At 30.9% G+C, this 12,616-nt stretch carries 13 protein-coding genes; all 13 read left to right on the top strand.

Translation table 11 applies throughout. The features are described 5' to 3' along the window. Nucleotides 1-823, top strand: an 823-nt coding sequence (locus tag CHL78_RS14870; RefSeq protein ID WP_147295831.1) for a M3 family metallopeptidase, incomplete at its 5' end; no start/stop codon positions are given. Between the two features lie 104 nt (nucleotides 824-927). Then, complete coding sequence (gene galU / locus CHL78_RS14875; protein WP_094368424.1) at nucleotides 928-1,866, top strand: UTP--glucose-1-phosphate uridylyltransferase GalU; 939 nt, start codon at nucleotides 928-930, stop codon at nucleotides 1,864-1,866. 358 nt (nucleotides 1,867-2,224) lie between these two features. Continuing rightward, nucleotides 2,225-3,223, top strand: coding sequence for a class II fructose-bisphosphatase (glpX, locus tag CHL78_RS14880; protein ID WP_094368423.1), 999 nt, complete (start codon nucleotides 2,225-2,227; stop codon nucleotides 3,221-3,223). A gap of 285 nt (nucleotides 3,224-3,508) precedes the next feature. Next, nucleotides 3,509-5,029 carry a transcription termination factor Rho gene (gene rho, locus CHL78_RS14885; RefSeq protein ID WP_199534070.1) on the top strand — a complete coding sequence of 507 codons (1,521 nt, stop codon included), beginning with the start codon at nucleotides 3,509-3,511 and terminating at the stop codon, nucleotides 5,027-5,029. A gap of 118 nt (nucleotides 5,030-5,147) precedes the next feature. Continuing rightward, on the top strand, nucleotides 5,148-5,348 hold the full coding sequence (rpmE, locus tag CHL78_RS14890; protein WP_094368421.1) for a 50S ribosomal protein L31: 201 nt from the start codon (nucleotides 5,148-5,150) through the stop codon (nucleotides 5,346-5,348). A 278-nt stretch (nucleotides 5,349-5,626) separates the two neighbouring features. Then, on the top strand, nucleotides 5,627-6,202 hold the full coding sequence (locus tag CHL78_RS14895) for a thymidine kinase (RefSeq protein ID WP_094368420.1): 576 nt from the start codon (nucleotides 5,627-5,629) through the stop codon (nucleotides 6,200-6,202). 126 nt (nucleotides 6,203-6,328) lie between these two features. Continuing rightward, a complete protein-coding gene (locus CHL78_RS14900) occupies nucleotides 6,329-7,228 on the top strand; it encodes a DUF1385 domain-containing protein (protein ID WP_094368419.1) in 900 nt (299 codons plus the stop codon). Between the two features lie 11 nt (nucleotides 7,229-7,239). Beyond that, nucleotides 7,240-8,091 carry a peptide chain release factor N(5)-glutamine methyltransferase gene (gene prmC, locus CHL78_RS14905; protein WP_094368418.1) on the top strand — a complete coding sequence of 284 codons (852 nt, stop codon included), beginning with the start codon at nucleotides 7,240-7,242 and terminating at the stop codon, nucleotides 8,089-8,091. 43 nt (nucleotides 8,092-8,134) lie between these two features. Then, complete coding sequence (gene prfA / locus CHL78_RS14910; RefSeq protein ID WP_094368417.1) at nucleotides 8,135-9,199, top strand: peptide chain release factor 1; 1,065 nt, start codon at nucleotides 8,135-8,137, stop codon at nucleotides 9,197-9,199. Nucleotides 9,200-9,297: 98 nt separating this feature from the next. Then, nucleotides 9,298-9,978, top strand: a complete 681-nt coding sequence (locus tag CHL78_RS14915; protein ID WP_094368416.1) for a ZIP family metal transporter — start codon at nucleotides 9,298-9,300, stop codon at nucleotides 9,976-9,978. A gap of 29 nt (nucleotides 9,979-10,007) precedes the next feature. Continuing rightward, nucleotides 10,008-11,048, top strand: coding sequence for an L-threonylcarbamoyladenylate synthase (locus CHL78_RS14920; RefSeq protein WP_094368415.1), 1,041 nt, complete (start codon nucleotides 10,008-10,010; stop codon nucleotides 11,046-11,048). A gap of 246 nt (nucleotides 11,049-11,294) precedes the next feature. Continuing rightward, entirely contained in the window at nucleotides 11,295-11,747 is a 453-nt protein-coding gene (gene rpiB, locus CHL78_RS14925; RefSeq protein ID WP_094368414.1) for a ribose 5-phosphate isomerase B, read from the top strand. Between the two features lie 13 nt (nucleotides 11,748-11,760). Beyond that, nucleotides 11,761-12,390: a uracil phosphoribosyltransferase gene (gene upp, locus CHL78_RS14930; RefSeq protein ID WP_094368413.1), complete on the top strand. Its 630-nt coding sequence runs from the start codon at nucleotides 11,761-11,763 to the stop codon at nucleotides 12,388-12,390. Nucleotides 12,391-12,616 lie beyond the last annotated feature (226 nt).

Here is a 12,616-nt window from a genome sequence, read left to right on the forward strand (position 1 = left end):
TATCATATATTCTGCCCTATCTCCTTTGGGTAAGGAGTATGGAGATATATTATATAAAGCATTTAATGAAAGATGGATAGATGTTTATTCATCAGAGAATAAAGTCAGTGGTGGATACTGCTTATCGGTATATGATGATCATCCTTATATACTATTAAATTATAACAATACTTTAGGATCAGTATCTACATTAGCTCATGAATTAGGTCATGCTGCATATGAATATATAAGTTCAAAAAATCAAAATTATTTTAATTCAAATCCATCTATATTTACTCATGAAGTAGCATCGACTACTAATGAGGCACTACTTTACGAAGTCCTAATAAGAAATGCAAATGATGATAAAGAGAAAGCATATTATATAACACAATATTTGGATTTAATAAAAGACACAGTATATACTCAGACTATGTATGCAGAGTTTGAAAAAACTATACATGAAATGGTCGAGGATGGTAAAAATGTAAATGCATTAGTTTTAAATGATGTATGGGGTAATTTATTAAAGAAATATTACGGAAATGATTATGAAGTAGATCAATTATCAATGGTGGGTTGGTCTAGAATACCACATTTTTACAATAGTTTTTATGTTTATAAGTATGCTACAGGATGTAGCGCTGGGATTAACTTTGCTCAAGATATTTTGAGTAATGGACCTGAAAATTATTTGAACTTCTTGAGAAAAGGAGGCTCTAACTACCCTCTAAATTTATTGAAGGATAGTGGAGTTAATTTATCAAGCACTAAACCGATAGAAAGTACTATCGATAAGTTTGATAGCTTATTAAAAGAACTAGAAAAGATATTGGAAAAATAATATACATGGAAAATACATCCGATTAATGTTAAAATATATATCAAAAGTCCTATATTATAGGGCTTTTTGTATATTAACAATTCTGGTGGAGGGAATAATTAATTATGCAAATAAAAGTAAAAAAAGCTGTAATACCGGCAGCTGGTTTAGGTACAAGATTTTTGCCAGCGACAAAAGCTCAACCAAAAGAAATGCTACCGATAGTAGATAAGCCGACTTTACAATATATAATAGAGGAAGCAGTGGCATCTGGTATAGAAGAGATACTGATAATTACTGGAAGAAATAAAAAATCGATAGAAGATCATTTTGATAAATCTGTAGAATTAGAACTAGAATTAGAGCAAAAAGGAAAAAAAGAACTTCTAGAAGTAGTACAAGGTATATCAAATATGATAAATATACATTATATTAGACAGAAAGAACCTAGAGGGTTAGGAGATGCAATATACTGTGCAAGGCACTTTATAGGAGATGAGCCATTTGCTGTTATGCTAGGAGATGACATAGTAGATAATGAGGTTCCATGCTTAAAGCAGCTTATAGATGCATATGAAGAGTATAGAACAACTATTTTAGGTGTACAAAAAGTAGATCCGCAAAATACAGACAAATATGGTGTAATAGCAGCTAAACATATAGAAGATAGAGTTTATAAAGTTAAAGATTTAGTAGAAAAGCCGGAACCTGGAAAGGCACCTTCAAATATTGCAATATTAGGTAGATATATAATAACACCTGAGATATTTGAAATATTAGAAGATTTACCAACGGGTAAAGGTGGAGAGGTTCAGCTTACAGATGCTTTAAAAGAATTATCTAAGAAAGAAGCAATGTATGCATACAATTTTGAAGGTAGAAGATATGATGTTGGAGACAAATTAGGATTCTTAGAAGCTACGGTAGATTTTGCATTAAAGAAAGAAGAACTTAGAGATGACTTTATAGCATATCTAAAACAAATTTCAGAGAGTGTAGATAAAAAACCTGCTACTAAGACTAAGGATAAAAAAGAAAAAGTAACTACTAGTGGGGTGAAATAAGTTGTCAAGAGCTAAAAAACAAAAAAAAGCAAATAAAATAATAGCAATAAGTATAGCTGCTGTACTTATTATATCAAGTTTAGCAAGTGTTATAAGTATGCTAGCTTCAATGTTTTAATAAAAAAGTCATCTAAAATATAATTTTAGGTGACTTTTTTATTTAGATCATAAATATAAAGTTAAAGAAAATGCTAAAAAATATACTATAAGTTGTAAGTATTTAATGAAATAAGTTAAGAAAAACTAAAATAATTGTAAAATAAAGTACACTAATCAAGAAAAAAGTCATATGTATGTTTACTAATTAACAATTGTGATATATAATTTTCATGAAAGATTACTTAAGGAGATGAACATAATGGATAGAAATTTAGCATTAGAACTTGTTAGAGTAACGGAATCGGCAGCACTAGTATCATCAGGCTTTATGGGAAAAGGCGATAAAAATGGAGCAGATGGAGCAGCAGTAGAGGCTATGAGAAAAGCCTTTGAATCAGTGAAGATAAATGGTGAAGTTGTAATTGGAGAAGGGGAACTAGATGAAGCTCCAATGTTATATGTAGGTGAAAAAGTAGGTATGGCAACTGATGACTGTATGGAAGTAGATATTGCAGTTGACCCATTAGATGGAACTACACTAATCGCAAAAGGACTTCCTAATGCTATAGCAGTAATAGCTATGGGTTCTAAAGGAAGTTTATTAAATGCACCAGATACATATATGAAAAAGATAATAGTAGGTCCTAAGGCAAAAGGTTGTATTGATTTAAATAAGAGTGCAGAAGAGAATATTATAAATGTTGCAAAAGCACTTGGTAAAAAGCCAAGTCAAATGACAATAACTGTTCAAGATAGGGAAAGACACGATTATATAGTAGATGCAGCAAGAAAATTAGGTGCTAGAATAAAGATGTTTGGTGACGGGGATGTTGCAACTGGAATAGCTACTTGTTTTGAAGATACAGGTATAGATATGCTTATGGGAATCGGTGGAGGACCAGAGGGTGTTATAACAGCAGCTGCTATAAAATGTATGGGTGGAGATATGCAAGCACAGATATATCCATTAAGTGATCAAGAAAGAGAAAGGTGTCATGAGATGGGATTCTCTGATGAAGATATACAAAAGGTATTAACGATAGAGGATTTAGCAAAAGGTGATGACTTATTCTTCGCAGCAACGGGTATTACAGAGGGAGACTTACTAAAGGGAGTAAGACTTAATGGAAATAATCAGGCTACAACTCAATCTGTAGTTATGAGAGCTAAAACGGGTACAATAAGATTTGTAGATGCAATACACAACTTAAATAAAAATGAATTATTAGTTGAGCTTATGGCTAAATATGAAGCTTAAACAAAATGACTAATATAAAATGGACAGTGATTAAATATTGCTGTCTATTTTTAGTGCAGAAATATTGCAAATATTACTTAAAATGAATATTAAGCTTCTATCAAAAACTAGCATGAAATATTGTATTCATAATATATACAAAGATTAAAGTTATATAGAAGGTGTTTTAAATTTTATTTATTGACCATAATATAGTAGTAGTGATATTATTAGAATTAATTGTTATAGATTAAACTTTTCTTTTTCACACCTTTAATTTCCAAGAAAAAATAGAAAGATGAATAGATGAGGAGGATTTCTTTGAGTATAGATAATTTAACATTAGACGAGTTACAAGAAAAAACGTTAACTCAATTAAAAGATATTGCAAAAGAAATAAACATAAAGTCGATAAGTAAATATAAAAAAAGTGAATTAGCTGAAATTATAGCTGAAAATATAAATAAGAATAATGTGGAAGTGAAGAAAGTTGTGGAGCAAGTAAAAGAAGACGTTAAACCGGAAACTAAACCATATGTAAAACCATACACTGCTCGTACATCAGATAATAATAGACCTAATAGAGATACTAGGCAACAAAATTCGGATTACAAAGGTACGGGTATAGATAATAGAAATTTAAGAAATAATAACAGCAAGCCTTATTACGCTACAAAAGTTGTAGATGAATCTAAGATAGTAGATGAATTTAATACTTCTAAAGAAGATGAGGTAATGGGAGTATTAGAAATATTACCCGATGGATTTGGATTTTTAAGAGGATCAAACTATTTATCTACAGAAGGCGATGTATATGTATCTCCATCTCAAATAAGAAGATTCAATATGAAAACAGGGGATAAAGTTAAAGGTATAACTAGACATCCTAAAAGTGGAGAGAAATTTAGAGCGTTACTTTACGTGCAAAAAATAAATGATGAAAATCCAGATACTGCAATACAAAGAAAAGCTTTTGAAACATTAACACCAATATATCCAGAGGAAAGATTAACTTTAGAAAAAAGTCAAAATGAAATATCTACAAGGTTAATTGACTTAATATCTCCTATTGGTAAGGGGCAAAGAGGATTAATAGTTGCACCACCTAAAGCTGGTAAAACTATATTACTTAAGAGTGTAGCAAACAGCATAGCAAAGAATCACCCAAATGTTGAGCTTATAGTACTTCTTATTGATGAAAGACCTGAAGAGGTTACTGATATGAGAGAATCTATAAATGGAGATGTAATATACTCTACTTTTGACCAAGTATCTAGTCATCACGTTAAGGTTGCAGAGATGGTTCTAAACAGAGCTCAAAGATTAGTTGAGCATGGGAAAGACGTTGTGATATTACTAGATAGTATAACAAGACTTGCTAGAGCGTACAACTTAACTATATCACCAACAGGAAGAACATTATCTGGAGGTCTTGATCCAGGAGCACTACATGGACCTAAGAAATTCTTTGGTGCAGCTAGAAATATTAGACAAGGTGGTTCATTAACAATACTTGCAACTGCACTTGTAGAGACTGGGTCTAGAATGGACGATGTAATCTTTGAAGAATTCAAAGGTACTGGTAACATGGAATTACACTTAGATAGAAAGTTAGCTGAAAAGAGGATCTTCCCAGCTGTAGATATTTATAAGTCTGGTACAAGAAGAGAAGACTTATTACTAAGCGAACAAGAGAAATCAGCATTATGGAGATTAAGAAGAGAAATGAGTAACAACTCTGTGTTAGAGGTTACTGATAAAGTGATAGAATTATTAAAAAGAACGAAGAATAACGACGAATTTATAAAATCTATAAAGGCACTTTAAACTACTTAAAAACTCCTTGTACCTATAAAAAACTTATGTTATAATAGGATAGTTGATAATGTAAAAATAAAAAAATTAATATAATTAATTTGAAAAATAAAGAGAAGAGGTGACTATAATGCAAAAAGATATACAACCAAAATATAACTTAGTTGAAGTACGTTGTGCTTGTGGAAACACATTCGTTGCGGGGTCAACTAACGACGAAATAAAAATAGAAATATGTTCTGAGTGCCATCCTTTCTATACTGGAAAGCAAAAGAATATAGAAGCTGGTGGAAGAATAGACAAGTTCAAGAAGAGATTCAAAATGGACTAGTCTTTATAAATGTGGAGTTGGGCAGCCAACTCCTATTTTATTTCAAATAACACCATATATTACATCTAAAATTAGTTGGTAAATATTGGTTAATAAACTTAAAATTATCTAAAATTGACTAAGTGAACAGGATAAAGTAAGTTCTAAGCAGCAGGATACGAACCTGTTGAGCAGACGTTGGCGTTATAAACGAAGTGAATTTTAAGCAACGGGATGTGAACTTGCTGAACAGACGTTGGCGTGATGAACGAAGTGAATTTTTATAGGGGGTTTCAGTTATGTACAGACCAATTAACCACGGATATATAGAAGCTGTAATAGGGCCGATGTATAGTGGAAAAAGTGAAGAACTTATAAGAAGATTAAAAAGAGCAAAGATAGCGAAGCAAAATGTTATAGTTTTTAAGCCTCAAATAGATGACAGATACAGCAAGGATGATGTAGTTTCTCATAGTGGAGATAGTATAAATGCTATTCCAATTAGTAACTCATCTGATATATATAAATTTATAGATAATAAGACCCAAGTAGTTGGTATAGATGAAGTTCAGTTCTTTGATGTTGAAATAGTAGACGTAGCAGTAGACTTAGCTGATAAGGGAATAAGAGTAATCGCAGCTGGTCTTGATATGGATTTTAAGGGTGAGCCATTTGGGCCTACTCCAAGATTATTAGCGATGGCTGAATTTGTTGATAAGATACAAGCTATATGTTCTGTTTGTGGACAACCTGCGACTAGATCTCAAAGACTAATCAATGGTGAACCAGCAAAATATGATGATCCTATCATACAAGTAGGAGCAGTAGAAAGCTATGAAGCAAGATGTAGAAAATGTCATGTAGTATGTAAATAAATATAAAATATATAGATATCCCTTTGAAGTGAGACAAATAAGTGTTATATACTCTACTTTAAAGGGAATTTTTATATTATAATATAAATTAGTAACTTATTTTACAAATTTAAAAGAGGTGAGAATATGAAAAAACAGACAGTAGGGGGTCAAGCTGTAATCGAAGGTGTAATGATGCAGTCTAAAGATAAAAGAGCTATAGCAGTAAGAAAAAGCGATGGCGAAATAGTAATTAAAAAAAATAAAATAAAAAGTTGGATAAATGAAAAGAATATAGATAAAATACCTTTTGTTAGAGGATCATTCATATTGATAGAAACAATGTTAGAAGGAGTTAAGAGTTTAAACTTTTCTTCTGATTTCTTTATGGAAGATGAGGAAGAAGATGCATTTGATAGATTTATCAAAAAAATATTTAAGGATAAAGCAAATGATGTAACTATGGGATTAACCGTAGCCTTATCTTTAATTTTATCAGTAGGTTTATTTGTTCTAATTCCAACGGCTGTTGGTGGGATGTTCTCAAGATTAATATCTAATGACTTAATACTTAATTTAATTGAGGGGTTTATTAGGATAAGTATTTTATTTATTTACATAGTATTAATTTCAAAAAATAAAGATATTGCAAGAGTATACCAGTATCATGGCGCGGAGCATAAATCTATATATTGTTATGAAAATGATTTAGAACTTACAGTAGAAAATGCAAGACCTTTTACTACTCTTCATCCAAGATGTGGAACTAATTTTTTATTTATAGTAATGTCCACATCTATAATACTATTTTCATTCTTTGGATGGCCAAATCCACTTGCTAGAATAGCTATGAGAATAATATGCATACCGATAGTAGCGGGAATATCTTACGAAATAATTAGATTTCTTGGGAAATACAACAATATATTTACTAAAATTATTGCATACCCAGGTATGATGCTACAAAAATTTACAACAAAAGAACCAGATGATGATCAGTTAGAAGTTGCATTAGCTGCATTAAAGGCTGTATTAGATGAGAAATAGAGGAGATATTAATGACAATAAGAGATATAATTATAAAATACTCAGATGAGCTTAAGGAGATAAGTGATACTCCTAGATTAGATATAGAATTATTATTACAGAAGGCTCTTGGAGATGTAGATAGATTATATATACACATGAATATTAATAAAAAGCTAACGACAGAAGAAGAAGAAAGTTTCTTAGTGTTGATGAAAGATAGATTAGAAGGAAGACCAATAGCTTATATTGTAGGAAATCGAGAATTTATGGGATTAGATTTTTTTGTTAAAGAAGGAGTATTAATTCCTAGACCGGATACAGAACCTTTAGTGGAAGAAGTTATAGAGCTTTGCAAGGAGAAAGAAGAAGTAAATATATTAGATATAGGAACAGGATCTGGAGCTATAACAGTAAGCTTAGCTAAATATATAGAAAAATCTAGATTAACATCATTTGATATATCAGATATTGCATTAGAGGTAGGTAAGAAAAATGCTATATCAAATGAAGTAAATCAAAAAATAGATTTTATAAAGTCAGATTTATTTACTGCTATAAGAGGCAAAAATATAAAATTTGATATTATAGTGTCTAATCCTCCGTATATACCTAAGGCAGATATAGATACTTTACATATGCAGGTAAAAGACTATGAGCCATATACAGCCCTAGAGGGAGGGGAAGATGGATTAGATTTTTATAGAGATATAACAGAACAGTCTAAAGATTACATAAGTAAAAATGGTATTTTAGCTTATGAAGTAGGTCATGATCAAGCTCAAGATGTAGCGGAGATTATGAAGAATAATGGATATACTAAAATATATACTAAGAAGGATATACAGGGCATCGATAGAGTTGTTATAGGGTTTAAACTATGATATAATGAAAAATTGATATGCTACAATTAAAGAGGTGAAAAGTATGCTAAAGAAATTAGAAGTACTAGAGGATAAATATAAAGATTTAACAGACAAAATAAGTGATCCGGAAGTAATAAATAATCAACAAACATGGCAAAAGTATATGAAAGAGCATTCGGATTTAGAAGTTATAGTAATGAAGTATAGAGAATACAAAGAAGTAGTAGAAAATATAGAGTTTTCAAAAGATATATTAAAAGAAGAATCTGATGAAGAATTAAGAGAGTTAGCTAAGATGGAATTATCTGAATTAGAAGATAAAGTAGATCCATTAGAAGCTGAATTAAAGATTCTATTATTACCAAAGGACCCTAATGATGATAAGAACGTTATAGTTGAAGTTAGAGGTGGAGCAGGTGGAGATGAAGCAGCTCTATTTGCAGGTGATTTATTTAGAATGTACTCAAGATATGCTGAGAGAAGAAGATGGAAGATGGAACTTTTAAGTGCTAGTGATACTGGTGTAGGTGGATACAAAGAGGTATCTTTCTTAATAAAAGGTCAAGGTGCGTATTCAAGACTTAAGTATGAATCAGGGGTTCATAGAGTTCAAAGAATACCTTCTACAGAATCTGGAGGAAGAATCCATACATCAACAGCTACAGTAGCAGTATTACCAGAAGTACAAGATGTAGAAATTACAATCAACCCAAATGATTTAAGAATAGATGTTTTCCGTTCTTCAGGAAATGGTGGACAAAGTGTTAACACTACTGACTCTGCGGTTAGAATAACTCATATACCAACAGGAGAAGTAGTTTCTTGTCAGGATGGTAAATCTCAATTAAAAAATAAAGAGCAAGCTATGAAGGTTTTAAAAGCTAGACTATACGATCACGCATTAGCTGAGCAAAATAAAGATATAGCAGCAGAAAGAAAGAGTCAAGTTGGTACAGGAGATAGATCTGAGAGAATCAGAACTTACAACTTCCCTCAAGGAAGAGTAAGTGATCACAGAATAAACTTAACTTTATATAAATTAGATCAATTCTTAGATGGAGATATTGATGAAATGCTAGATGCTCTAATTACTGTTGATCAGACAGAAAAGATGTCAGCAATATAAATCCCTAATTTATTAGGGATTTTTCTATAACTACTTTGAAGTTATGTTATCGGCTTGTACTGTATATAATATTTATATAGGGGTACAAGGAGGTTGAGATGATACTAAAAATTACATTGATTGGATTATTTGCAGGTGTCATAGGAACAGGCTTTGGAGGCGTAATATCAGCACTGTTTAAGAAAAAAGTAGACAAGTATTTAGACTTTTTTATGGGGTTGTCTGGTGGAATAATGCTGGCAGTAGTTGTATTTGACTTAATGAAAGAGTCTATGGACGTTATGGGAGTTGGATATACAGTTATATTTACATTTGTTGGAGCATTAATAACTATGTTCATAAAAACAAGGTTAGATGTATCTAAAGATATGAAATCTGGATATCTTATATTTATAAGTATACTACTTCATAATTTGCCAGAAGGTTTAGCTATAGGATCTTCATTTATGTCTGCAGAGTCTTTAGGGATTACTCTTGCCATAGTTATAGGATTACATAACATACCAGAAGGTCTAGCGATGGCACTAAGCTTAGTTGGAACAAAAATGAAAATTACAAAAGTAATTTTATTTACATTAATAGCAGGAATACCTATGGGAATAGGAAGTTTTTTAGGTGCTTATTTTGGAGCAGCTTTTAGTTCTCTAATAGGTGTATTTCTTGCAGGAGCAGCAGGAACTATGATGTATGTTGTTTTAGAAGAAATATTTCCTCAATCAAGAAGCCTATATTGTATAGTAGGATTTTTAGTAGGTACAGTGATTGTATATTGCATCTAAAACTAAAAATGAAAGTAGGTATACATAAGATGAAAACTATTATAAGCAAAATTAATGAAAAGGACATAGATTTAGATGAAATAAAAAAACAAGGTAAACTTTTGAGTGAAGGAAAAACGGTTATATTTCCAACTGAAACTGTATATGGTTTAGGGGCGAATGCACTAGATGAAAATGCAGTAAAAAAAATATATGAAGCAAAAGGAAGGCCAAGTGATAATCCGCTGATAGTACATATATATAATAAAGAAGAAGTTTATGATTTAGCTAACGATATTAATGAAAAAGCTAAAGAAGTAATGAATAAGTTTTGGCCAGGACCAATAACTATAATTCTAAATAAAAAGAGTATTGTACCCTATACTACAAGTGGTGGACTAGAAACTGTTGCAATAAGAATGCCATCTCATAAGATAGCAAGAGAAATAATCAAGCAAGCTGGTGTTCCTATTGCAGCTCCTTCTGCAAATATATCAGGTAGACCGTCTCCTACAAAGGCCAATCATGTTTATGAAGAGATGAATGGAAGAGTAGATGGGATCGTGCTAGGTGGAGATAGTAATTTTGGATTAGAATCTACAGTACTAGATTTAACGAGTAATACACCTATGATATTAAGACCAGGGAGTATAACTAAGGAAGATTTGGAAAAAGTAATTGGAGAAGTTCAAATAGATCCGTCCTTAGCGAAAAAAGAAGATAATAAAAAAGCAAAGGCTCCAGGGATGAAATATACACACTACTCTCCTGATGCAGATGTATTTATAGTATCTGGAAATGAAGACGCAATAATTTCTAAGATAAATGATTTAACTATAGAAAATACATCAAAAGGATTAAATACAGGTGTAATGTGTTTAAATAAGAATAAAGATAAATATAAGGCTACATCTATTGGATTAGGAGATACCCTAGAAGAGGTTGCAAGTAATTTGTTTGATATACTTAGAGAAATGGATAAAAATAATATAGATATAGTATACTCAGAGGAATTTCCAAATAAAGGGGTAGGTCAAGCTATAATGAACAGACTTCTTAAATCAGCAGGATATAAAATAATAAAAGCCTAAATTTAATTGGTAAAAATGAAGAATATACTAGAAAATATACATGAAAATGTTATATAATAATATAAGTTTATGCTAAGAATTAATAATATAATATTCTATATAATACGAATTATAATTAACTGCAAGAATAGCTCGAAACATTTATTTTAAAATTTATAAAACATAGCTATTTATAAAATATATATTTTATAAGATATAGGAAGTTTAATTAGACAATTTAAATAATAAAATCGGAGGAGTTACATAATGAGAATAGGCTTAGGAAGTGACCATGGAGGGTACAACTTAAAATCAGAAATCATAACTTATCTTGAAGGTAAGGGAATTGAATGTGTAGATTTTGGAACTAAAAATAGTTCTGAATCTGTTGATTATCCTATGTACGGAGAAGTAGTAGCAAATGCTGTAGCGAATAAAGAAGTAGATTATGGAATATTATGTTGTGGAACAGGTATTGGTATATCTTTAGCGGCGAACAAGGTTCCTGGAATAAGATGTGCTGTAGTATCAGATGTGTTTTCAGCAAAAATGTCAAAAGCTCATAATGATGCAAATATGTTATCGTTAGGAGAAAGAGTACTTGGAAGAGGTTTGGCTTTAGAAATAGTTGAAGCTTGGATAAATACTGAATTTGAAGGTGATAGACACTCTAAAAGAGTTGATATGATAAAGGAAATAGAAAAGAAACATAATAAGTAGGAGGAAATTAAGAATGAGCAACGTAATAGTAACAGATCACCCATTAATACAACACAAGTTAACAATCATGAGAGACAAAAATACTGGGTCTAAGGATTTCAGAGAACTTTTAACAGAAATAACAATGTTAATGGGATATGAAATAACAAGAAATATACAATTAGAAGATGTTGAAATAGAAACTCCAGTTGTAAAAACAACTTGTAAGATGGTAGCGGGTAAAAAATTAGGTATAGTTCCTATATTAAGAGCTGGCCTTGGAATGGTAGATGGATTAGTAAACTTAATCCCAGCTGCTAAAGTTGGACATGTAGGTCTATATAGAGATCCAGAAACTTTAGAGCCGGTTGAATACTACAGTAAGTTCCCGACAGATATAGAAGAAAGAGAAATGATAATAGTAGACCCAATGCTTGCAACAGGTGGATCAGCAGTTGCAGCAATAGATATACTTAAGGCAAACGGAGCAAAGACTATAAAATTAGTTAACTTAGTTGCAGCACCAGAAGGAATAGCGGAAGTTCAAAAATATCACAGCGATGTAGATATATATGTTGCGGCAATAGATGAAAAATTAAATGACCACGGATACATAGTTCCTGGATTAGGAGATGCAGGAGATAGAATATTCGGTACTAAATAATTACCGAAAAAGAATCTATATTTTATATAGATTCTTTTTTTATTATAAAATCATATAATTCTAAATACTATTTGTACATTTGATATAGTTGTTATTAATTTTAATGGTAAAATTTAACTAATTGGTAATTATAAAAATAAAAACTATATAAATGGTACTATATGGGGATGATTATTATATAGATAGAATTAAAAAGAACTTTATAATGGAAAGAAAAATTAAAATA

The sequence above is a fragment of the Romboutsia weinsteinii genome, assembly GCF_002250835.2.
Lineage (GTDB): Bacteria > Bacillota > Clostridia > Peptostreptococcales > Peptostreptococcaceae > Romboutsia_A > Romboutsia_A weinsteinii.